The organism is Roseateles asaccharophilus, assembly GCF_031458115.1.
Classification (GTDB): domain Bacteria; phylum Pseudomonadota; class Gammaproteobacteria; order Burkholderiales; family Burkholderiaceae_C; genus Pelomonas; species Pelomonas asaccharophilus_A.
Window position 1 is genome coordinate 1 of record NZ_JAVDXV010000003.1, and the last position, 23068, is coordinate 23068.

Sequence of the window (23068 nt, forward strand, 5' to 3'; positions counted from 1 at the left end):
CCCATAAGTGTTCACGTGTCCGCCTCCTTCTAAGCGGACAGATGTTCACTACCGAGGCACGGTCAGATCAACATGTGTTCCCTGGCTGCTTACGTGGCAGCTCCCACAGCACCAGGCCCGGCTGCTTGCGCCAGGCCTGCGTCGTGGGCGCGGGTGTGAACTGGGCCTGCACCTTGATGTCCTCGTGCTGCGCCACCGGCGCGGCCTCCACGACCTGCAGCGTCACCGGCGTCGCATGCCGGTTCTCCACCAGCCAGGCGCGCGTGTAGCGCTGCTCGGCGCGGGCGCCGATGAAGCCGGTGTTGCCGGCGTTCTTCTGCTCGGGCTCCAGCTGCACACGCAGGCCGTCGTCGCGGCCGAAGGGCAGCTCCAGCCGTTCCTCGCCGGTGGCGACGTTCAGCGTCGTGCTGCCCACCAGCGTGCCGTCCCGCAGCAGCTGCACCGTGCCGCGCGGCCAGGCGCCGGCGGGGCGCGCCAGGTCGGCCACCAGGTAGGCGGCCGCCTCGGTCTGCGGCTGCACGCGTGCCAGCACCTTGGCCTGCAGCTTGTCGCTGCCCAGCGTGAGGCTGGCGCGCTGCGTGCCGCTGGCGATGTTGACGCGCAGCGGCAGCTGGAACTCGGTGGCATGGGCGCCCTGGAACACGCTCAGGTCGAACCGGTCCAGCGCGGGCTCGGCGATGCGCGAGCCGGTCACGGCGACCTGCGCCGACTGGATGGCGGGCGCCGGCGGGGCCGGTGCGTAGGCGGCTCGCATCTCGGCTTGTGGCGGCGCCGGTTTGTAGAGGTCCAGCAGCCAGGGCCGCGGCAGCGCCTGGCCCACGCGCGGCGTGGCTTGCGCGGTGGACAGGCGCAGCTTCACGTCGTTCCAGTCCTCGCCGCTCTGCTGCGACACCTGGGCCAGCCGCTCCAGGTTCAGTGCGCCGCTGGCGGTGTCCAGCAGCGCGCGGTAGCTGGGCGCCCAGCCGGCCTGCGTGATGCGGTAGCTCAGCTTCAGCTCGGCCTCGCGCGCGGTGGACAAGCGCAGGCGCAGGCTGCGCCATTGCGGGTTGGCGCTGGCCAGCCGGTCTCGCTCGCCCTGCAGCGGCGCGAGCTGCTTGTCCAGCTCCTCCTGCTGGCGGCGCAGCTGCGCCTGGCGGGCCAGCGTGTCCTGCGCGGTCTTGCGGATGCTGTCGGCCGTGGCGCCAATGCCGGCGGCCGGCGTGCCGCGGGCCTCGCCGGAGCCCAGCGCCTTCAGATAGCCCAGCCCGGTGTCCAGCGCGCCCAACTCGGCGGCGATGGCATCGCGGCGCGTCTCCAGCTTGCGGATGTCGTCGTCCAGCGGGCTCTTCGCGCAATCGGGGGCGCGCTCGCGCGGCAGCGTCTCGATCTGCACCGGGCCGAGGTTCACGCCGGTCGGCGCGGTGATCTGCAGCGAGTCGGCGTCGAAGCGCGCCGTCAGGCAGTGCAGCACCAGTTCGCGCGCACCGGCCGCCACGGTGGCCAGCCGCGTGACCTGGGCGCCGCCGGGGTAGACCAGCACCTCGTCGATGCGCGACTGGGCGAGCGTCAGCGCCGGGGCCAGCGCGAGCAGCAGGGGGGCGTGTTTCATGGTTTGACGGCGGTGGCGAGGAGGGCAAAGGTAGCATCCCGCCCATGACCGACCCCCGCAAAGCCCTGGTCCTGTTCTCAGGCGGCCAGGACTCCACCACCTGCCTGGCCTGGGCCCTGGACCGCTATGCCGAGGTCGAGACGCTGGGCTTCGACTACGGCCAGCGCCACCGCATCGAGCTGGACTGCCGTGGCGGCGTGCGCGACGAGATCGCGAAGCTGCGCCCCGACTGGGCCGCCAAGCTGGGCGCCGACCACCTGCTGGACCTGAGCCTGCTGGGCCAGATCAGCGACACCGCGCTGACCAGCGAACGTGCCATCGAGCTGCAGGCCAACGGCCTCCCCAACACCTTCGTGCCGGGCCGCAACCTGTTGTTCCTGACCTTCGCCGCGACGCTGGCCTACCGCCGCAGCGCATCGGTGCTGGTGGGTGGCATGTGCGAGACCGACTTCTCCGGCTACCCGGATTGCCGCGACAACACGATGAAGGCCATGCAGGTGGCGCTCAGCCTGGGCCTGGACGCGCCCATGACGCTGGACACGCCGCTGATGTTCATCGACAAGGCCGCCACCTGGCGGCTGACCGAGCAGTTGGGCGGCGCGGCGCTGGTGGACCTGGTGGTGGAGCACACCCACACCTGCTACCTGGGCGAGCGCGGCCAGCGCCACGACTGGGGCTATGGCTGCGGCCACTGCCCGGCCTGCGCGCTGCGGGCGAAAGGCTTTGCGGCTTACCGGGGCGACGCGTGAGCTTCTGGCAATGGGTCAGCGTCGCCGCGGCGGCGCTGTTGTTCTTCTGGGGCGTGGGCGCCTACAACCGGCTGATGGCGCTGCGCAATGCGATCGGCGATGCCTTCGTGCAGCTGGATACGCAACTGCGCGAGCGCAGCGACATCTGCGACCGCCTGCTGGCCGCCGTCGCGCCGCGCCTGCCCAGCGAGCAGGCCACCTTCGACGCGCTGGCCAATGCGCAGACCGAGTCGCAGAACGCCGCCCATGCCGCGCGCGGCAAGCCCTGGTCGCCCGACCCCATCGGCAGCCTGGCTGTGGCCAGTGCGCTGCATGCGGCGGCGCTCACAAGGCTGTCCTCACTGCTGGACCACCAGCCCGAGCTGCGCAGCGAAACCGAGATCGGCGCGCTGGTCAGCGAGCTGAAGCTCATCGAGCGCCAGCGTGCGTTCTCCCGCCAACTCTTCAACCAGGCCGTGGCGCAGTACAACGAGGCGCTGCACCAGTTCCCGACGAGGGTGCTGGCGAACCTCTACGGCTTCGGAGAAGCGCGCTCCCTCTGAGTATTGCGGGCCGAGCGCCGGGCCGCCCCAAGCCGGCCCGCTGGGCGATGTGCGAGCGGGGCATCCCCCGCGAGCATCGCCGTCCCCTCGGGGGACCGACCAGGCACGCCCGCGTTCAGCAGGGCGAGACTGGGCGAGGGGCTCACACTTTCTTCGGCATGAGGGCCAGGAACTCCCGGCGCAGATTCGCGTCGGTGAGGAACGCCCCGCGCATGACGCTGTTGGTCATCGCCGCCTGGTTGTCCTTCACGCCGCGCCAGTGCATGCAGAAGTGATCGGCTTCCATGACGACGGCCAGGCCGTCGGGCTTCACGCGGCCTTCCAGCTCGTTGGCCAGCATGATGACGGCCTCTTCCTGGATCTGCGGGCGGTTCATGACCCAGTCGGTCAGCCGCACGTACTTGGACAGGCCGATCAGGTTGGACTTCTCGTTGGGCATGATGCCTATCCACACCTTGCCCAGGATGGGGCACAGGTGGTGCGAGCAGGCGCTGCGCACGGTGATCGGGCCCACGATCATCAGCTCGTTGAGGCGGCTGACATTGGGGAACTCGGTGACGTTGGGCGCCTCGGCATAGCGGCCGGCGAACACCTCGCGGATGAACATCTTGGCGACGCGCTTGGCGGTCTCCTGCGTGTTGTGGTCGCTGTCGGTGTCGATGACCAGGCTTCTCAGCACGTCCTGCATCTTGGCCTGCACCTCGGCCTGCAGCGCGTCCAGCTCGCCGGGCAGGATGTGCTCGGCGATGTTGTCGTTGGCATGGTGGCGGCAGCCGGCCGACACGAGGCGGTAGCGGATGCGTTCGGAAACGGGAGCGTCGGCGGCAGGGGCGTTCATGGGGGCGGATTCTCCCGGCAAAGCCGACTTCTACACTGCGCCCATGTCCCAAAGCCCCCAAACCGCCGGCCTCAGCGCTCCGCTGCACCGGCTGCTGTCCCAGGCCGCCGACGCGGTCCAGGGCGTTCGCGAGGGCAAGTCCCTGACCGACCTGCTGGCCCGCACGCCGGCCGACCTGCGCCCCGGCACGCAGGCGCTGGCCTTCACCGCGCTGCGCCGCCTGGGCGGCGCCGAGGCCGTGCGCAGCCAGCTCGCGCCCAAGGCGCCACCGCCGCGCGTCGACTCGCTGCTGCTCGTGTCGCTGGCGCTGCTGTGGCCCGACCCCGAGCCTGCCTATGCCGACCACACGCTGGTCGACCAGGCCGTGCATGCCGCCAAGCAGCGCGCGCCCGCCAGCGCCGCCTTCGTCAACGCGGTGCTGCGCCGCTTCCTGCGCGAGCGCGAGGCGCTCGTCGCCGCGGCCGAGCGCGGCCCGCTGGGCGCCTTCAACCATCCCGCCTGGTGGGTGGAGAAGCTGAAGGCCGACTGGCCTGCGCAGTGGCAGGCCATCCTGGCCGCCAACAACCGGCCGCCGCCGATGACGCTGCGCGTGCACGCGCAGCGTGGCACGGCGGCCGACTACGCCGAGCGCCTGGCCGCGCTGGGCCTGGGCGGCCGCGTGCTGGGCGCGCCGACGCCCCAGGCCATCGTGCTGGACAAGCCCGCCCCGGTGTCGGCGCTGCCGGGCTTTGCCGAGGGCCTGGTGTCCGTGCAGGACGCAGCCGCCCAGCTGGCCGCGCCGCTGGTTGTCGGCGCCGGACTGAAGCCCGGCGCGCGCGTGCTGGACGCCTGCGCCGCGCCCGGCGGCAAGACCGCGCATCTGCTGGAGCTGCAGCCCGACCTGCAGCTGACCGGGCTGGACGCCGACGCCCAGCGCCTGACCCGCGTGCAGGACAACCTGAACCGGCTGGGCCAGACCGCGACGCTGAAGGCGGCCGACGCCCGCCAGACCGCCACCTGGTGGGACGGCCAGCCCTTCGACGCCATCCTGCTGGACGCCCCCTGCAGCGCCTCCGGCATCGTGCGTCGCCACCCCGACGTGCGCTGGCTGCGCCGGCCCGACGACATCACCGCGCTGGCCCGCATCCAGGCCGAGCTGCTGGACGCGCTGTGGCCGCTGCTGGCACCGGGCGGCCGGCTGGTCTACGCGACCTGCTCGGTGTTCCGCGCCGAGGGCCAGGCCCAGCTCGACGCGTTTTTGCAACGCCATCCCGAGGCGAAGGCCCACGACGTGCCCGGGTTCACGGGTCACCTGCTGCCCCTGGTCGACAATGCCCAGCAACCCCAGCCGCCCCTGGACGGCTTCTTCTACGCCATGCTGACCAACGAGAAGCTGTGAACGACCCCTTCACGCCCGCTCATCCCGCCGCGACGCCGCCACTCGGCGTTGCAAATGCTCGCCGCAGTCCCCACTGCGGCTGCGCTTTGCGCCTTGATTGGCAACGCCTCGACGGTCTGCTCGGCCGCGCAGGGGCCATCCACAGCTTCTGATTTGTTCGCCCGGATCGCCATCGTCGCCTTCTTCGCCGCGCTGCTCGCCCTGTTGCCGGGCGGGGTGCGGGCCGAAGGCATCGAGCTGGTTCACCTGACCACCCGCAAGGCCGAAGACGGGCTGGAGCTGAGTTTCACGACCCGCTTCGAGCTGGGCCGGGCCGCCGAGGACGCGCTGCACAAGGGCGTGCCGCTGTGGTTCGTGGCCGAGGCGCAGGTGCTGCGCAACCGCTGGTACTGGCGCGACGCCCGCGCCGGCCGCGTCGAGCGCAGCTGGCGTCTGGAGTGGAAGTCGCTGCTGCGGCAGTACCGCGTCTCCACCGGCGGCCTGCACCAGAGCTTCGCGACGCTGGACGAGGCCTTGACCGTGCTGCGCGGCATCAGCGGCTGGCGCATCGCCGAGCCCAAGGACATCGAGGACAGCGGCAACTACTACCTGGAGTTCAGCTACAAGCTGGACGTGACCCAGCTTCCGCGCCCCATGCAGATCGGCCTGCAGTCCGGCTTCGCGCTCGGCATCGAGCAGAAGCGCAACCTGGCCCCCGACTTCAGCATCAAATGACCAGGGTCGCGCGTTGGGGCTGGGTCATCACCTTGGTGACCCTGACGGGCGTGGCCGGCGTGCTGGCCTTCGTGCTGACCATAGGCACCACCAGCGAACGCGGCTTCTTCGAGCGCCACTACCACTGGCTGTACTGGGTCAACGTGGCGGTGGCCGCGGTGCTGACGCTGGTCATCCTGACGGCCGCCGTGCGGCTGGTGGTGCGCGTGCGCAGCGGTCGCTTCGGCAGCCGGCTGCTGCTGAAGCTGGCGGGCATCTTCGCGCTGGTGGGCGTGGTGCCCGGCGTGATGATCTACGCCGTCTCCTACCAGTTCGTAAACCGCAGCATCGAGACCTGGTTCGACGTGCGGCTGGCCAGCGCGCTGGAGGCTGGCCTCAACCTGGGCCGCGGCACGCTGGATGCGATGGTGGCCGACCTGGGCGTCAAGACCCGCGACGCCGCCGAGCAGCTCGCCGAAGGCGGCACGACGCCCCAGCTGCTGGCGCTGGAGCGGCTGCGCGACAAGCTGGGCGCCCGCACCATCGCGCTGGTGGGCGGCCGTGGCCAGATCCTGATGGAAAGCGGCGGCGACACCCGCCAGCTCGCGCCCGACCGACCCAGCGACACCATGCTGGCCCGCGCCCGTGGCGGCTCTCCGGCCAGCCAGCTTGAAGGCCTGGAAGACGAGGCCGCCGCGCTGCAGGGCAACGCACAGATCCGCGCGCTGGCGCTGCTGCCCAGCACCGAGCTGCGCCTGGGGCTGGGCGAGCGCTACCTGATGGTCATCCAGAGCGTGCCGGCGTCCATGCTGGCCAATGCGCTGGCCGTGCAGACCGCCAACAGCGAGTACCAGCAGCGCTCGCTGGAGCGCGTGGGCCTGCGCCGCATGTACCTGGGCACGCTGACGCTGGTGCTGATCCTGGCCCTGTTCGCCGCGCTGCTGCTGGCCGTCACGCTGGGCAACCAGCTGGCGCGGCCGCTGCTGATGCTGGCCGACGGCATGCGGCTGGTGGCGCAGGGTGACCTGTCAGTGCGCCCCGCGCTGGCCACGCGCGACGAGCTGGGCGGCCTGACGCGGTCCTTCGCGGACATGACCGGCCAGCTGTCCGATGCGCGCGCGCAGGTCTCGCGCACCGTCGTCGAGCTGGACGCTGCCCGCACCCACCTGCAGACCATCCTCGACAACCTGACCGCCGGCGTGCTGGTGTTCGACGCCGACGGCCACATCGAGACCGTGAACCCCGGCGCCACGCGCACGCTGCGCCTGCCGCTGTCCGCCTACGTCGGCCGGCCGCTGGCGGACGTGCCGGGCCTGGAGGCCTTCGCGAGCCAGCTGGACCAGCGCTTCGAGCAGCACCTGGGCAGCCGCGACCCCACCGAGCGCGACATGGACCGCGAGCTGTGGCAGGACTCCTTCGAGCTGCAGCTGGACCCCAAGCAGGATCCGCTGACGCTGCTGGTGCGCGGCGCGCCGCTGCCGCAGGGCGCGCGGCTGGTCGTGTTCGACGACATCTCCGAGGTCGTCTCCGCGCAGCGCTCGGCTGCGTGGAGCGAGGTTGCGCGCCGCCTGGCCCACGAGATCAAGAACCCGCTGACGCCCATCCAGCTGTCCGCCGAGCGCATGCAGCACAAGCTGGAGGCCAAGCTGGAAGGCACCGACCAGGCCATGCTGGTGCGCTCCGTCGCCACCATCGTCAACCAGGTGCAGGCGATGAAGCAGCTGGTCAACGAGTTCCGCGACTACGCGCGCCTGCCGTCCGCGCAGCTGAAGCCTCTGGACCTCAACGCGCTGATCCACGAGGTGCTGAGCCTGTACGCCGAGCCGCAGGAGAAGGGCCGCCTGGCCGCCGACCTGGCGCCCGGACTGCCCAACATCCGCGGCGACGCCAGCCAGCTGCGCCAGGTCATCCACAACCTCGTGCAGAACGCGATGGATGCCGTGCAGGAGCGCGCCGATGGCCGCGTCGTCGTGCGCTCCTCGCTGTCGCTCACCGAGACCGGCGCGCCGCGTTCCGTGCGCCTGCACATCATCGACAACGGCCCCGGCTTCGCCGAGAAGGTGTTGAAGCGCGCCTTCGAGCCCTATGTGACGACCAAGAGCAAAGGCACCGGTCTGGGCCTGGCCGTCGTGAAGAAAATCGCCGACGAGCACGGGGCGCGCATCTCCCTGCGCAACCTGCATGCGGCACCGGATGCGGGTTCTCCCCCCGATGCGGCGCCCGATGCGGCCGTGATCGGCGCGCAAGTTTCGCTATCATTTTCAAATCTGGCGCCGGTCACTGAACCCGGTGCGACAGGCGCCAAGACTTAAGGATTCATGGCCACCATTCTTGTTGTCGACGACGAACTGGGCATTCGGGCCCTGTTGTCAGAAATCCTCAGCGACGAGGGGCACACCATCGAGCTTGCCGAGAACGCCGCCCAGGCGCGGGCGGCGCGCGAGCGCATGCGGCCCGATCTCGTGCTTCTCGACATCTGGATGCCCGACGTCGATGGCGTCACGCTGCTGAAGGAGTGGGGCGGCGCCGGTCTTCTGACCATGCCCGTCATCATGATGAGCGGCCACGGCACCATCGACACGGCGGTCGAGGCCACCAAGTTCGGCGCCGCGGCCTTCCTGGAAAAGCCCATCACGCTGCAGAAGCTGCTGCGCGCGGTCGAGCAGGCGCTGGTCAAGACCGCGCCGCCGCGCCCGGCACCGGTCGCACCCGGCCTGCCCAGCTATGCGCGGGTCGAGCCCGGCAGCCTGAACAGCCTGCCCGTCGCGCCCAGCCACGGCGTCGTGATGAGCAACCACATGCCGGTCAGCAATGCGCTGGCGTCGGAGCAGAGCTTCGAGCTGGACCGTCCGCTGCGCGAGGCGCGCGACGCGTTCGAGAAGAGCTATTTCGAGTTCCACCTGGCCAAGGAAAACGGCTCCATGACCCGCGTCGCCGAGAAGACCGGTCTGGAGCGCACCCACCTGTACCGCAAGCTCAAGCAACTGGGCGTGGACCTGAGCCGCAACAAGCGCGGCAGCGGCGCCTGATTGGCAGCCGCTGTTGCTGTGCTATAGTCGCGGACTTCGCTGAACGGCCAGTTGGCCGCCGGTGATCAGAACAAAGGCCAAGTAGCTCAGTTGGTAGAGCAGCGGATTGAAAATCCGCGTGTCGGTGGTTCGATTCCGCCCTTGGCCACCAAGACTGCAGGCCCCTGATTCCCAACGGAATCAGGGGCTTTCGCTTTCCGGGCTTTGCTTCGGCCTTGCCGCCGGTGTTCGCGGGTCCGCCCATGGGCCTCCGACCGTTCCGATTCCCGTGGGTTGATTGATGTAGCAAGGATCCTCCCGTGGCCGCTGTAAACACCCCCGCGCACGAAGAACTGCTGGCGCTTGTCGCCAAGAGTCTGTGCACCCGTCCGCTGAACGTCTTCGCGCAGGAGTCCCGGCTGGATGGCGAGAGCCTGAAAGATGCCGTGGAGCGCTACGAGGTCGACTACGCCTGGCATGTGCTGGCCTCGGACCGCCTGCGCGACGAGACCGTCGCGCTGCTGGAAGCCAAGCTCAAGCAGCCGGCGACCGACGCGCAGAAGGCCTGCGTGGCTGAAGTGCTGAAGGCTGCCGCTGCAGGCCAGCCTTCTGAGCTACTGATGAGCTTTGACAGCGACGTGCCCGAGCAGCTGGCCGCGCTGCTGTGCGCCCGACATGAGCGCAGGACGCAGGTGCAAGCCGAAGCGGTGAGCTGAAGGCGCACCACATCATTGCCCGCTGAATTCGGGCACCTGGAGCAAGCCCCGCACAGTGCGACTGTCCGGGGCTTTTCTACACCGGCCTGGTCGTCAGAACTTGTACGACATGCCCAGCCCGAACGTGCGCCCGAAGTGCGCGTACAGCAGCGTGTCGTCACGCTGCGAATCGCGGCCGTAGCGGGTGGCCTGATCGGTCAGGTTGGCGGCTTCGAAGGTGACCTTCAGCTTCGGCGACACCTGGTACGACGCCGAGAAGTCCACGTTGGTGGACGCGTTGACGAAGGTGAAGTCGTGGCCGTTCACGTCGCCCAGCACGTTGAACAAATACTTGGCGCGGTAGGCCGCCGAGACGCGCGCGCTGAACTTGCTGTCCTCGTAGAACAGCGTGAAGTTGCGCGTGTTGGGCGACATGCCCACCAGCGCGGCGTTCATCGACAACTGCGGCAGCGTCGGCGTGGCCGTGCGGGTGATGTAGGTGATGTCGGACTTCACCTTCGTGAAGTTGGCCAGCAGGCCGAAGTTGCTCCAGAAGCCCGGCAGGAAGCTGAACGGCATCTGCAGGTTGATCTCGAAGCCGTCCAGCGTGCCGCCCGGCGTGTTGGCCGCGCGGCTGACGGTGACGACGGAGGACGGCAGCGTCGGGCAGGCCGGCACGCCGCCGGTGATGGAGCAGGTGCCGCCGCCGGTCAGCAGGTCGTTGGGCAGGCCCAGCGTGTTGTAGGGCAGGCGCTCGCTGATGCGCTGGATGTAGGTCTCGATCTTCTTGTGGAAGACGCCGGCCGACAGCGCCGAGTTCTTCGCGAAGTACCACTCGGCCTGCAGGTCGTAGGTCTTGGCGCGGATGGGGTCCAGCTGCGGGTTGCCGACGCTGACGGTCTGTGCATTGGTGTTGACGGCGGCCGACGGCGCGAGGTCCACGTACTCGGGGCGCGACAGCGTCTTGCCGGCCGAGAAGCGCAGGTAGAGGTCCTTGGGCAACTGGGCCGTCAGGTTGAAGGAGGGCAGCGTGTCCTTGTAGGTCTTCTCGAAGGTCAGCGGTTGCAGCGTGCCGGCGACGTTGACGAGGGCCGAGGCGGTGGCCTTGGTCTCGGCCGAGCGCACGCCGACGTTGCCGCGCATCACGATGGAGCCGATGTCGAAGTTGAAGTCGGCCGACAGGTAGCCGGCGTTGATCTTCTCGGTCACCGTGCGGTTGGACTGGCCGAGCACGTTGAGCTGCGAGCCGGGCACGGCCGCGCAGTTGCACTCGATGTCCCAGATCTGGCGGAACTTGTCCAGGTCCACGGCCACCCACTGGCTGGGGTAGCCGGAGCCTTCCAGGCCCTTGCCGAAGCCGGAGATCATGCGCGAGACGCTGGCCATCGTGAAGCCGGCCGGGTTGGCCAGGCCGTTGGCGGCGCCGGAGCCGATCTCGTAGTTGTCCCAGCGGTTGTCGCGCGCCGACAGGCCGCCGCGCAGCGTCAGGTGGTCGTTGAGTTCCCAGCTCAGGCCGGCGTTGTTGGTCCTCAGCACGTTGCCGGTGTTCAGGCGGCGGCCGACGAACTGGCCGTGCACGGTGCCGTCGGCGTCGGTGGGGCCGAAGGTGAAGCTGTTGGGGTTGGCCACGTCGATGCCGAAGTTGATGTTCGGCACGTTGCGGTTCTGGCGGAAGTCGAAGGAGAAGCCCTGCACATTGGGCGCGTCGAACTGCACCGTCGCGCGCATCGGCGAGTCCAGCCGGTTGTTGGAGACGCCGCTCATGAACTCCAGCTTGAGGCTGTCGGTCAGCTTGTGGCTGCCGCTCAGCACATGCTGGCGGAAGCTGGTGTTGTTGATGTCCAGCAGGCCTTCGGAGCGCACGTCCACGCCGTTGAACTTGCCGTACTCCCAGCTGCCGTTGCTGTTGAACGAGGTCTCCAGGATGGAGGTCTGCGGCTTGCCGTTGGCGGCGGCCAGCGTGCGGCCGAAGGAGATGGCCGAGATGTAGTTGTCGTAGCGCTTGGTGTCGAAGGTGCCCACCATCATGTCGAGGTTGAGCTCGGTGGCGCTGGACGGCTTCCACTGGAAGGCCGACGAGATGCCCAGGCGCTCGTACTGCGACACGGAGCGGCGGTAGCGCGGGATGCGCGGGTGGAAGGCGCCGCTGCCCGCGGCTGGCGTGGCCATGGTGCCGCCGTAGTTGTCGGTGCGGCCGAACACATCGTTGTAGGCCGTCAGGCTGGACGTACGGGGCAGGCTGTTGCCGCAGTTGGCGGCCGTCACGCCGCGCAGCGCGTCGTTGGCGGGGCTTTGCGGCGTGTAGCCCAGCGGCGAGCAGAAGCCGCCGTCGGCGCTGGCGCTCAGCATCTCGACGGCCTCGTAGCCTTCCTCCGTCGCGTTGCGCTCGGAGTAGGCGGCCGACAGCAGGAAGCCCATCTGGCCGGCGGGCGTGTCCACGCGCGTGGAGTACAGGCCGGTCAGGCGAGGCGCGCTGCGGCGGGCCAGCGTGTTGTAGTTGGACTGGAAGCCCACGGTCAGCGTCTGGCCGGTCTTGAAGTCGAAGGGGCGGGCGCCGCGCAGGTCCACGGTGGCGCCCAGCGAGCCTTCTTCCACGTCGGCCTGCGAGGTCTTGCGCACCTGCAGCGTGTTGAACAGTTCGGCCGCGAACACCGAGAAGTCGAACGCGCGGCTGCGGTTGGTGCTGCCGTTGATGTCGGAGGCGCCGGTGGCCGAGATGCCTTCGATGCCGTTGATGCGCACCCGCGTGAAGCCGGCGTTCAGGCCACGCACGGTGATCTGCTTGCCTTCGCCGCCGTCGCCGCGCGCCAGCGCCACGCCGGGCACGCGCTGCAGCGATTCAGCCAGGTTGGAGTCGGGGAACTTGGCGACGTCCTCGGCCTTGATGACGTCGACGATGCCGTCGGCGTTCTTCTTCAGCGCGAGGGCGTTGTTCAGGCTGGCGCGAAAGCCCGTCACGACGACGGCGTCCAGCTTGTTCGGGTCCTCCTGGGCGATCGCGCTGCTGGCGACGGCGCTGATGGCGAGCGCCATCACGCTCAGGCGCAGCGGTTGACGGCCGCGGCCTCCACGGGTCTTGTTCAATTGAGTCTCCTGAGATCGTTATAGGTGTCCAGCGAGGGACCAACTCATGGTCGTCGTACGACATGAGCGTCGCAATAGCGATGCAGAAACACTCAAAGGCTTGCGCGCTGCGAGCGCGCGGATCTCGGGAACTCCCTTATTTATCTTAGGGATGCGCGCAAAAGCGGCGCGTCTGGCGGGGCCGGGCGTTGCGGCGCAGCGACTGTCAGGCCGTCTGGGTGGCGGCCTGTTGTCATACAACGCGTGTGGGGCTCAGGCCGCCCGCAGCGCCCGCTTGGCCGCCAGCGCCATGAAGATGGCGAACACGACGACGACCAGCAGGCCCATCGTCAGCGACGAGTGCTGGGCGATCAGGCCGATCAGCGGCGGGCCGGCCATCATGCCCGCGTAGCCCACGCCGGCCACGGCGGCGATGCCATGCGCTGGCGCCACGCCGGGTAGCTGCGAGGCGGCGCTGAACAGCACCGGCACGACGTTGGACAGGCCCAGGCCCACCAGCGCATAGCCCAGCAGCGACACCCACGGCGAGTTCACGGCCAGCACCAGCGCCATGCCGCCGGCGGCCAGCACGCCGCTGGCGCGCATCAGCCGGCGCGGCTGCATGCGCGCACGCACCCAGTCGCCGCCGAAGCGGCCTGCCGCCATCGCGCCGCTGAAGCTGGCATAGGCCAGTGCGGCGGTGCTGGCGTCGCTGGCGCGGTCCTGCTTCATGAACAGCACGCTCCAGTCGTAGATGGCGCCCTCGGCGATCAGGCCCATGGCCGCCAGCACGCCCAGCAGCAGCAGCGGGCCGCGCGGCAGGCTCAGCGGGTGGTGCTCGGCGGCGGCCGCCTTGTCCGGCACCGGCAGCATGAAGCGCGACGCCATCAGCACCGCAGCGGCACTGGCGCCCGTGGCCAGCAGCAGGTGGCCCTGCGCCGACAGTCCCATGGCGGGCACGAGGCTGCCGAAGCCGGCGCCGGCCATGCCGCCGAGGCTGAACATGCCGTGGAAGCCGCTCATCAGCGGCTTGCCGGTCAGCCGTTCGATCTCGCTGGCCTCGCTGCTCAGCGACACGTCGAACAGGCTGCCGCAGGCGCCGAACACCAGCATGGCGACGGCCAGCCCCGCGTAGTAGGGCGTGGCGATCAGCACGGCGATGGCGGCGCAACTGGCCGTGCCCATGACCGCCGCGATGACGCGCGGGCCATGCCGGCCCACGATGCGCCCGGCGTGCGCCAGCGCGGTCAGCGCGCCGACGCCGCTGATCAGCATCGCCAGCGCGACGCCCTGCTCGCCCAGGCCATAGTGGGCCTTGACCGTGGGCACGTGCACGCCCCAGGTCGCGAACAGCAGGCCCATGACGAAGAACTGCGTGCGCAGCGCGAAGGCTGCGCCCGTCACAGACGGCGCGCTCACTTGGCGGACGCGGTGATCTGCGTGAAGAAGTCCAGCACGCCCTGGTCGCCCATCTTGCGCGCATTGGCCAGCTCGCCGCCCTCGGTCGCGTACAGCAGCTTGCCCTGCGGCGACAGCACGGCCACGGCGGGGATGCCCTTCTTCAGCGGCACCTTGTAGCGCTCGGCGATGTCCACGTTGCGGTCGAAGCGGCCCACGTCCACCTTGACGACCTTGAAGCTCTTGGCGATCAGCGGCGCGCTGGGGCCCGACTTGAAGGTCGCATCCAGCATGCGGCAGTCGCCGCACCAGTTGGCGCCGAACACCACCAGCACCGGCAGCCTGGCCTTGTCGGCCTCCGCCAGCGTGGCGGTGATGGCGGCCTTGGCGTCGGCGCCTTCGTCGTAGATGGCCGGCGGGCCGGCGTGGGCGGTGAGGCTGGCGGCGAGCAGCAGGGAGGCGGTCAACAGGCGCATGGAGAGTACGTCCGGCGTGGAATCGATTCCACGAAGTTTAGTTTGGGAAATTTGTTTAGTAAAACAAAATCAGCGACCGGCCGCGGCCTGGAAGAAGCGCCAGATCTCGTCGTTGGCATCCAGCGCCTGGGAGGGCGACTTGCCGCGGCGCTGCATGTCGGCGCCGGGCCAGGAGTGGCCGCCGCCCTCGGTGACGCACAGCTGCACCTGCACGCCGCCGGCACAGCCGCCGGTGGTCTCGCACCAGGCGCCGGGCTTGTCCAGCGTGCGCTGCGGCGCGGCGGTGCATTGGTTGCGCTTGGTCCAGCGCGCAATGGTCTCGGGCACGGACACGAAGTCCATCACCTTGCTGGTGTCGCGGAAGGCGTCGGGGCCGGCGCCGCCGTTGAACAGCACATGGGTGTCGTCCTTGGCGTGGATGTGCAGCACGGGGATGGGTTTGCTGGGCGTGCAGCTGGCCGTGGCATCGGTGCCGGCCACGGCGGCGACGGCGCGGAACACATCGGCCGCCTCGCAGGCCAGGCGATGGCTCATCATGCCGCCGTTGGACATTCCGGTCGCGAAGACGCGGGCCGGGTCGGTCTTGAAGCGGGCCTGCACGGCGGCCACGACGGCGCGCGCGAAGCCCACGTCGTCGCTGTCCTTGTCGCGCGCGTCGCCGCAGCAGCCGCCGGCATTCCAGGTGGCGAATCTGCCGCCAGGCAGCTTGCTGTAGCCGTTGGGGAAGGCGACGACGAAGCCGGCCTCGTCGGCCTTCTGCGTGAGGCCGTAGTTCTCGGCCATGTGCTCCGCATGGCCGCCGCCGCCGTGGAAGGCCAGCACCAACGGCGCGGGCCTGGCGGCGTCAAAGCCCTTGGGCAGATGGACCAGCACCTTGCGGCCCTGCACCTGCAGCTCCTGCAGGCCGCCTTTGTCCGCGCGGCGCTGCTCCATGCGCTCCTTGATGCGCTCGCGCAGCGTCTCCTGGGCTTGCGCCGCAGGCAGCAGCAGCGCCAATGCGGCAGCAGAAATGCAACCACGGAGGCACAGAGGCACAGAGAACTCCATGGCTTTCCTCCGTGTCTCCGTACCTCTGTGGTTGCATTTGATTCGCATGTCAGTTCCCTCCGCCCAGGCTTCGATAGACGGCGACGAGATTCTGCGCGCGCAGGCTCTGCACCTGCACCAGCGCCTGGCGGGCGGCGAACAGCGAGCGCTGCGCGTCCAGCACCTCCAGCGAGCTGGAGACGCCGGCGCGGTAGCGCTCGTCGGCCAAGGCCAGGCGGCGGGACTCGGCGTCCACCAGAGCGGCCTGCGCCGCACGCTGCTCGCTCAAGGTCGTGCGGCCGGCCAGCGCGTCAGCCACGTCGCGGAATGCACTCTGGATGGCCTTTTCGTACTGCGCGGTCGCCGCATCGCGCTGCGCGCGCGCGGCGGCCAGGTTGGCGCGGTTGCGGCCGGCGTCGAACAGCGGCTGCAGCAGCTGTGGCGTAAAGCTCCACACCGAGTTGCTGAACAGCTCGGACAGCTCATTGCTGGCCGTGCCGACGCTGCCGGTCAGCGTGATGCGCGGCCAGAAGGCGGCGCGGGCGGCGGCGATGTTGGCGTCGGTCGCGGCGAGCTGCGCCTCGGCCTGGCGCAGGTCGGGCCGGCGCGTCAGCACGTCGGCGGGCACGCCGGCCGGCAGTTCGGCCAGCGGTTCGAAGTCGGCCAGCAGGCCCGTGGGCGCGGGCAGGTCGGCCGGCAGCGCCGAGCCCAGCAGCAGCACCAGCGCGTTCTGGTCCAGCGCGCGCTGGCGCTGCGTCTGCGCCAGCGCCACGCGGGCGGCCTGCAGCGCGGACTCGGCCGCGCGCAGGTCCAGCTCGCTGGTGATGCCGCCCTCGAAGCGCTGGCGGATCAGGCCCAGCGACTGCTCGCGGCTGGCCAGCGTGTCGCGCGTGATCTGCAGCAGCGCCTCGTCGGCCTGCAGCGCGATCTCGGTCGTCGCGATGGCAGCCACCAGCGCATTGCGGACGGCCTGCTGGCTGGCCTCGGCGGCCAGCAGCTGCGCCTGCGCGGCGGTGCCGGCGCTGCGCAGCCGGCCGAAGAAGTCCAGCTCCCAGGCGGTGACCTGCAGGCCGGCCTGGTAGCTGCTGGTGGTGGACGAGCGCGTGCCGGTGACGCCGGCATTCACCGTGGGCCACAGGTCGGCATCGCGCGCCGCGGCGGTGGCGCGCGCGGCCTCGATGCTGGCCGCCGCCACGCGCAGGTCGCGGTTGTTGGCCAGCGCCAGCGGGATCAGCCGCTGCAGCCGCGCGCCCTGGAAGGCCTGCGCCCAGGGCAGGGCGGCCGCGGCCGTGCCGGTGCCTCCCGCATCGGGGAAGGCGGCGGCCGGCAGCGCGGCTTGCGCTGCTTCGGGGGCGCTGGGCTTCCTGGGCTCCGGGCCGGCGCAGGCGGCCAGCAGCACGGCGGCGGCAGCGAGGGTCAGGGCTTGCTTCATGCCTGGCCTCCGTTGTCTTCCTCGGCCTCGTGGGCATCGCGCCTGCGCTGCCTTTCGCTGACGGGGAAGAAGCGCCTCACGACGACGAAGAACACCGGCACGAACAGCACGGCCAGCGTGGTCGCGGTGATCATGCCGCCCATCACGCCGGTGCCGATGGCACGCTGGCTGGCCGAGCCGGCACCACTGGCCAGCACCAGCGGCAGCACGCCCAGGATGAAGGCCAGCGACGTCATGACGATGGGGCGGAAGCGCAGGTGGGCCGCCTCGATGACGGACTCGAACACGCTCTTGCCGTGCGCCTGCAGGTCCTTCGCGAACTCGATGATGAGCACCGCGTTCTTGGCCGACAGGCCGATGATGGTGATCATGCCGACCTTGAAATAGACGTCGTTCTCGAGGCCTCGGATGTTGGCGCCGAGCACGACGCCCAGCACGCCCAGCGGCACGACCAGCAGCACCGCCAGCGGGATGCTCCAGCTCTCGTACAGCGCGGCCAGGCACAGGAACACGGCCAGCAGCGAGAAGCCGAACAGGATGAAGGCGGTGGAGCCCGACAGCTTCTCCTCGCGCGACTGGCCCGTCCACTCGTAGCCGAAGCCTTCCGGCAGCGCGGCGGCCAGCTTCTCCATCTCGGCCATGGCGGTGCCGGTGGACACGCCCTTGGCCGGCTCGCCGGCGATGCGCAGCGTCGCGTAGCCGTTGTAGCGCACGGTCTGCAGCGGGCCGGTGATCCAGCGGCTGGTCGCGAACGACGCCAGCGGCACCGGCTGGCCGGACGTGTTCAGCACGTTCAGCTTCAGCAGGTCCTCGGGCTGCATGCGCGCATTCGCCTCGGCCTGCACGACGACGCGCTGCAGCCGGCCGGCGTTGGGGAAGTCGTTGATGTAGCTGGAGCCCAGCGACGTGCCCAGCACCGCGTTGATGGCGGCGATGGGCACGCCCAGCGCCAGCGCGCGTTCGCGGTCCAGCTGCAGCTCCAGCTGGGCGGCGTCCTCCAGGCCGTCGGGCCGCACGGCGGCCAGCAGCGGGTTCTTGGCGGCGGCGGCCAGCAGCTGGTTGCGCGCGGCCAGCAGCTCGGCGCGCGTGTGCGTGCCGCTGCGGTCCTGCAGCCGGAACGCGAAGCCGTTGGCGCGGCCCAGGTCGCGGATGGGCGGTGGACTGACCGGGAAGATGGTCGCGTCGCGGATCTTGGCCAGCGCCGGGAAGCTGCGCTGCACCAGGGCCTGCGCGCTGTGATCGGCACCGGGGCGCTCGTCCCAGGGCTTCAGCGTGACGAAGCCCAGGCCCGCGTTCTGACCCGAGCCGGCGAAGCTGAAGCCCACCACGCTGACCATGCTCTCGACCTCGGGCTGCTTCAGCAGGTAGTCCTCGGCCTGCTCCATGACGGCCAGCGTGCGCTCGCGCGTCGCGCCGGGCGGCAGCTGCACATTGACGAGGATGCTGCCCTGGTCTTCATTGGGCACGAACGACGTGGGCAGGTTGCGGAACAGCAGCACCGCCGCGCCGATGACGGCGAGGTAGACGATGAACATGCGCCCGCCGCGGTGGATGAGCTTGGCCACCCATCCTTCGTAGCCCTTGGCCGTGCGCGCGAAGCCGCGGTTGAATTTGCCGAAGAAGCCGCGCTTCTCGTGGTGGTGGCCGGCCTGCACGGGCTTGAGCAGCGTGGCGCACAGCGCGGGCGTCAGCGACAAGGCCAGGAAGGCCGAGAACGCGATGGAGCTGACCATCACCGCCGCGAACTGGCGGTAGATGTTGCCGATGGCGCCGCTGAAGAAGGCCAGCGGCACAAACACCGAGATCAGCACCACCGTCACGCCGACGATGGCGCCGGAGATCTGCGTCATCGCCTTGCGCGTGGCCTTGAGGGGCGACAAGCCTTCCTCGCTCATGATGCGCTCGACGTTCTCGACGACGACGATGGCGTCGTCCACGACGATGCCGATGACCAGCACCATGCCGAACATCGTCAGCACGTTGATGGAGAAGCCCAAAGCCAGCAGCGTCGCGAAGCTGCCCAGCAGCGCGATGGGCACGACCAGCGTGGGAATGATGGTGTAGCGGATGTTCTGCAGGAACAGGAACATCACGAGGAACACCAGCGCCACGGCCTCGATCAGCGTCTCGACGACCTGCGAGATGGAGATGTCGATGAACAGCGAGCTGTCGAACGGGATCTGCGCCTTCACGCCCGACGGGAAGTAGGGCTGCAGTTCCTTCAGCCGCGTCTTCACCAGCTGGGCCGTCTCCAGCGCATTGGCCGACGGCGCCAGCTGCACGCCGATGCCCACCGACGGCTGGCCGTTCAGCCGCGTGATGCGGCCCGTGTAGGCCTGGGCGCCCAGCTCCACGCGGGCCACGTCCTTGAGCCGCACGGTGGAGCCGTCGGCATTGGCGCGCAGCACGATGTTGCCGAACTGCTCGGCCGTGCTGAGCTGGCCGCGCACGACGACGGTCGCGGCGACGGTCTGGCCGGGGATGTTGGGCAGGTCGCCGATGGCGCCGGAGTCCACCTGCGCGTTCTGCGCGCGGATGGCGTCGTTCACGTCGGCCGGCGACAGGCGATAGCCCACCAGCTTGGCCGGGTCCAGCCAGATGCGCATCGCGCGCTCGGTGCCGAACAGGGACGCCTGGCCCACGCCGGGCACGCGTTGCAGCTCGGGCAGCAGCGAGCGGGCGACATAGTCACCCAGCGCCGTCGTGTCGACGTCCGGGTTGGTGCTGGACACGATGGTGAACAGCAGGAAGTTGGGATTCGCCTTGTCGACGCGCACGCCCTGCTGGATGACGCTGGCCGGCAGCCGCGGCGTCGCGCGGGCGAGGCGGTTCTGCACGTCCACCTGCGCCAGGTCGGGGTTGGTGCCGGGCTCGAAGTTCAGCGTCAGCGAGCCCGAGCCGTCGGACTGGCTGCTGGCCTCCATGTAGATCAGCCCCGGCGCGCCGTTCATCTCGCGCTCGATGATGCTGATGACGGCGTCTTCCAGCGTCTGTGCGGAGGCACCGGGGTAGGTGACCGAGACCTGGATGGCCGGCGGCGCGACGGGCGGGTACTGCGCGATGGGCAACTGCGTGACCGCCACGCCGCCGATGACGAGGATGAACAGCGCGATGACCCACGCGAAGATGGGCCGGTTGATGAAGAACTGCGCCATGGGTCAGTTCTTCGCGGAAGCTGCGGAAGCCGGGGCGGACGCGGCCGTTGCCGGTCCAGCGACCGGTACTGGCCGCGCCTTGCCGCCGGCCTTGGTCTTCTGCAGGCCGTCGACGATGACCTTCTCGCCGGCCTTCAAGCCGCCCAGCACCAGCGCCTTGCCGCCTTGCGGCGGGCCCAGCTTCACCGGCTTCGCGCTGACCGTGCCGTCCTCGGCAACGACCAGCACCGTGTCGCCCGACAGCCCGCGTGCCACCGCCTGCTGCGGCAGCAGCACGCCGTCGGCCACCTCGGCCTGGGCCACGCGAACGCGCACGTAAAGCCCCGGCAGCAGCAGCCCTTGCGGGTTGGGCAGCTCGGCGCGCAGCGCGATCTGGCCCGTACTGGCGTCCACGCTGAGGTCGGAGAACAGCAGCTTGCCCGCATGCGCGTAGACGCTGCCGTCTTCCAGCAGCACCTGCACCTTGGCCGCTTCGCCGTTGCCCGCGCGCTGCAGCCGGCCCTCGGCCAGCGCCTGGCGCAGCCGCATGACGTCTGCGGCCGACTGCGTGAAGTTCACATACAGCTTGTCCACCTGCTGCACGACGGCCAGCGGTGTGGCTTCGCCCTGGCCCACCAGCGCACCTTCGGTGACCAGCGCGCGGCCGATGCGGCCCGAGATGGGCGCGGTGACGGTGGCATGGCCCAGGTTGATCTGCGCCGTCTGCACGGCCGCCTTGCCCGCGGCCACGTCGGCCGCGGCCTGCTTGGCGGCGGCCTGCGCGTTCAGCGCTTCCTGCTGGCTGACGGCCTGGCTTTTGGCCAGCGGCGCATAGCGGTCGGCCAGCGCCTGGGCTTGCGACAGGTTGGCTTCGGCGCGAGCCAGTTGGGCCTGCGCGCTGGCCAGCGAGGCGCGGTAGGGCGCGGCGTCGATGTCGAACAGCGGCTGGCCGGCCTTGACGTCCGAGCCTTCGTTGAACAGCCGCTTGTTCAGGATGCCGGCGGCGCGGGCGCGCACCTGGGCCACGCGGTAGGCCTCCAGCCGGCCCGGCAGTTCCACGGAGAGGTCGGCCCGGCCGGGCGCCACGGTCACGACGCCCACCTCCGGCGGTGGCGGCGCGGCCGGCGCCGGGGCGCTGCCACTTTGGCCGCAACCGGCCAGCCCCACTGTCGCCAGCGCCAGCACCGTTGCTGCCGCCCGTCCGATTCCCGTCACCCTCATGCCCCGCCCCAGGTTTGCCAAGCTTGCTGCTAGCTGTCTGCCAGCAAAGCTGCCGACTGTAGCGATTCGTTTCAGGCTGCGTTGGTGAACGAAAGCAAAGCCCGCAGACGGGCGGCCTTCACGGCCGCGCCGATGGCCGGGCCCTTGGCGCCGCGGGCGACGGCCTCGGCGGAGACGGCGGCCAGATCCACGGCCTGCGTGGCAGCCAGGTCGTCCAGCAGCCGCTGGCGCTGCGGATAGGGCCGGTCCTCCAGGCCCAGCCGGCCGCGGGCGTCGCACTCGCAGGCCCACAGCGCCTCGGCAAAGCGCTGCGGCCGCCGCCAAGCGTCGCAGCGCTCCAGCAGGCGCAGCCGGGCCTCGGCGCCAAAAGCACCGCTCTGGTGGACATGGGTGTGCTCGCGCGCCACCAGCTCGGCCAGTTCGCGGCAGTCGGTGGGCACCTTCCAGCGCTCGCTGACCTGGCGCGCCAGCTTCTCGCTGCGCACCTCGTGGGCGATGTGGCGGGGCAGCTCCTCCTTGCGCGTGGTGCCCTTGCCCAGGTCGTGGCACAGGCAGGCGTAGCGCACGGTCAGCGGCGCGCCTTGCAGCGCGCACTGGTCCAGCACCATCAGCAGGTGGATGCCGGTGTCGATCTCGGGGTGATGGGCCTCGGGCTGGGGCACGCCGAACAGCGCCTCCACCTCAGGCAGCAGCCGCGCCAGCGCGCCGGCGTCGCGCAGCACCTCGAACATGCGCGAGGGCTTCTTCTCCATCAGGCCGCGCGAGAGTTCCTGCCACACGCGCTCGGGCACCAGCGCGTCCACCTCGCCGGCGGCCACCATGTCGCGCATCAGCGCGACGGTTTCGGGTGCCACCGTGAAGTCGGCGAAGCGCGCCGCGAAGCGGGCCAGCCGCAGGATGCGCACGGGGTCTTCGGCGAACGCGGGCGACACATGGCGCAGCACGCGGTCCCGGATGTCGCGCTGGCCGCCGTGGGGGTCGATGACCGCGCCGGCCTCATCCTCCGCCATCGCGTTGATGGTGAGGTCACGGCGGGCCAGGTCCTGCTCCAGCGTCACGTCGGGCGCCGCATGGAAGGCAAAGCCGTGATAGCCAGCGGCCGTCTTGCGTTCGGTGCGGGCGAGGGCCACCTCCTCGTGCGTCTGTGGATGCAGGAAGACCGGGAAGTCCTTGCCCACGGGCTGGTAGCCGGCGTCCAGCAGCGTCTGCGGCGATGCGCCGACGACGACCCAGTCGCGGTCCTGCACCGGCAGGCCCAGCAGGCGGTCGCGCACGGCACCGCCGACGAGGTAGGTCTGGAAATGGGTAGCAGCCATGGCGCCAGTATCGGCGCGGGTCCTCACCGTTTGGCGCGGGCCTCGCAGAGTGTCTTCAGCGTCAGCAGCGCCTGCGGCCAGGTCTTCTGCATCATGTCCACCCAGTCGGCCGTCATCTGCAACTCCACCTCGACGCGCGTGCCCTGCGGCACGGCGACGAAGCGGTAGTTCTCATAGGCCGGCGCCCAGGCCTTGACGGCGTCGCTGGTGGTGTCTTCCACGCCGTTGTTGATCATGCCGAGATGGCGGATGGAGATGAACTCGTTGGGCCGGTTCTCGGCGATCTCCGACAGCATGCCGTCGCCCGGTGTCGCGAGGAAGCGGATGCGCTCGCCCTGCTGCCAGGAGCCCTCGTAGTACGAGCCTTCGGCAAACACGCGGGTCCATTCGCGGTAGTCGGCCGGGTCGATCATGGCCGTGTAGACCAGCGGCACCGGGGCCTCGATGAGGGCTTCGAACTTGAGGGTCTGCAATTGCGGCATGGCGCGGCTCCGTCGTGCGGGAACCCCAT

18 protein-coding genes and 1 tRNA gene are annotated in these 23068 nt (G+C 70.1%); 8 read left to right on the forward strand and 11 right to left on the reverse strand.

The window, feature by feature from the left end; all coding sequences use genetic code 11:
* Positions 1-67: 67 nt before the first annotated feature.
* The gene (locus J2X21_RS08425) at positions 68-1588 is read right to left on the reverse strand and encodes a DUF4139 domain-containing protein (protein WP_310327248.1); all 1521 of its coding nucleotides are present in this window, start codon (positions 1586-1588) and stop codon (positions 68-70) included.
* A gap of 44 nt (positions 1589-1632) precedes the next feature.
* On the opposite strand from J2X21_RS08425, the gene queC reads away from it, so the two are divergent.
* Both queC and J2X21_RS08435 read left to right on the forward strand, forming a co-directional pair.
* A complete protein-coding gene (gene queC / locus J2X21_RS08430) occupies positions 1633-2337 on the forward strand; it encodes a 7-cyano-7-deazaguanine synthase QueC (RefSeq protein ID WP_310327250.1) in 705 nt (234 codons plus the stop codon).
* Positions 2334-2879 (forward strand): LemA family protein, encoded by a 546-nt coding sequence (locus tag J2X21_RS08435; protein WP_310327252.1) that lies wholly within the window; start codon positions 2334-2336, stop codon positions 2877-2879. The genes queC and J2X21_RS08435 overlap by 4 nt, the downstream gene beginning before the upstream one ends.
* A gap of 142 nt (positions 2880-3021) precedes the next feature.
* Here the strand turns inward: J2X21_RS08435 and folE are convergent, their stop codons facing one another.
* A complete protein-coding gene (gene folE / locus J2X21_RS08440) occupies positions 3022-3717 on the reverse strand; it encodes a GTP cyclohydrolase I (protein ID WP_310327255.1) in 696 nt (231 codons plus the stop codon).
* A gap of 43 nt (positions 3718-3760) precedes the next feature.
* On the opposite strand from folE, the gene rsmB reads away from it, so the two are divergent.
* The 6 genes from rsmB to J2X21_RS08470 all read left to right on the forward strand — a co-directional run bounded on the left by rsmB (position 3761) and on the right by J2X21_RS08470 (position 9512).
* Positions 3761-5095, forward strand: coding sequence for a 16S rRNA (cytosine(967)-C(5))-methyltransferase RsmB (gene rsmB, locus J2X21_RS08445; RefSeq protein WP_310327257.1), 1335 nt, complete (start codon positions 3761-3763; stop codon positions 5093-5095).
* Between the two features lie 153 nt (positions 5096-5248).
* Positions 5249-5809, forward strand: coding sequence for a DUF4390 domain-containing protein (locus J2X21_RS08450; RefSeq protein ID WP_310327259.1), 561 nt, complete (start codon positions 5249-5251; stop codon positions 5807-5809).
* Complete coding sequence (locus J2X21_RS08455) at positions 5806-8100, forward strand: sensor histidine kinase (RefSeq protein WP_310327261.1); 2295 nt, start codon at positions 5806-5808, stop codon at positions 8098-8100. The genes J2X21_RS08450 and J2X21_RS08455 overlap by 4 nt, the downstream gene beginning before the upstream one ends.
* Positions 8101-8106: 6 nt before the next feature.
* Positions 8107-8817 carry a response regulator gene (locus J2X21_RS08460; RefSeq protein ID WP_310327262.1) on the forward strand — a complete coding sequence of 237 codons (711 nt, stop codon included), beginning with the start codon at positions 8107-8109 and terminating at the stop codon, positions 8815-8817.
* Between the two features lie 75 nt (positions 8818-8892).
* Positions 8893-8968: transfer RNA gene (locus J2X21_RS08465), tRNA-Phe, on the forward strand.
* 148 nt (positions 8969-9116) lie between these two features.
* Positions 9117-9512, forward strand: a complete 396-nt coding sequence (locus tag J2X21_RS08470) for a hypothetical protein (protein ID WP_310327265.1) — start codon at positions 9117-9119, stop codon at positions 9510-9512.
* Positions 9513-9605: 93 nt separating this feature from the next.
* On the opposite strand, the gene J2X21_RS08475 is transcribed toward J2X21_RS08470, so the two are convergent.
* The 9 genes from J2X21_RS08475 to J2X21_RS08515 all read right to left on the reverse strand — a co-directional run bounded on the left by J2X21_RS08475 (position 9606) and on the right by J2X21_RS08515 (position 23039).
* On the reverse strand, positions 9606-12575 hold the full coding sequence (locus J2X21_RS08475; RefSeq protein WP_310327268.1) for a TonB-dependent receptor: 2970 nt from the start codon (positions 12573-12575) through the stop codon (positions 9606-9608).
* A gap of 252 nt (positions 12576-12827) precedes the next feature.
* Complete coding sequence (locus J2X21_RS08480) at positions 12828-13973, reverse strand: MFS transporter (protein WP_310327270.1); 1146 nt, start codon at positions 13971-13973, stop codon at positions 12828-12830.
* Positions 13970-14428 (reverse strand): thioredoxin family protein, encoded by a 459-nt coding sequence (locus J2X21_RS08485; protein ID WP_310327272.1) that lies wholly within the window; start codon positions 14426-14428, stop codon positions 13970-13972. The genes J2X21_RS08480 and J2X21_RS08485 overlap by 4 nt, the downstream gene beginning before the upstream one ends.
* Before the next feature lie 69 nt (positions 14429-14497).
* A complete protein-coding gene (locus J2X21_RS08490; protein WP_310327273.1) occupies positions 14498-15424 on the reverse strand; it encodes an extracellular catalytic domain type 1 short-chain-length polyhydroxyalkanoate depolymerase in 927 nt (308 codons plus the stop codon).
* A 100-nt stretch (positions 15425-15524) separates the two neighbouring features.
* Positions 15525-16886, reverse strand: a complete 1362-nt coding sequence (locus tag J2X21_RS08495; RefSeq protein WP_310327275.1) for an efflux transporter outer membrane subunit — start codon at positions 16884-16886, stop codon at positions 15525-15527.
* On the reverse strand, positions 16883-20041 hold the full coding sequence (locus J2X21_RS08500) for an efflux RND transporter permease subunit (RefSeq protein ID WP_310327278.1): 3159 nt from the start codon (positions 20039-20041) through the stop codon (positions 16883-16885). The genes J2X21_RS08495 and J2X21_RS08500 overlap by 4 nt, the downstream gene beginning before the upstream one ends.
* A gap of 3 nt (positions 20042-20044) precedes the next feature.
* Positions 20045-21241: an efflux RND transporter periplasmic adaptor subunit gene (locus tag J2X21_RS08505; protein ID WP_310327280.1), complete on the reverse strand. Its 1197-nt coding sequence runs from the start codon at positions 21239-21241 to the stop codon at positions 20045-20047.
* A gap of 71 nt (positions 21242-21312) precedes the next feature.
* Positions 21313-22557, reverse strand: coding sequence for a multifunctional CCA addition/repair protein (locus J2X21_RS08510; protein ID WP_310327282.1), 1245 nt, complete (start codon positions 22555-22557; stop codon positions 21313-21315).
* Between the two features lie 23 nt (positions 22558-22580).
* Complete coding sequence (locus tag J2X21_RS08515; protein ID WP_310327285.1) at positions 22581-23039, reverse strand: SRPBCC family protein; 459 nt, start codon at positions 23037-23039, stop codon at positions 22581-22583.
* Between the last annotated feature and the right edge of the window lie 29 nt (positions 23040-23068).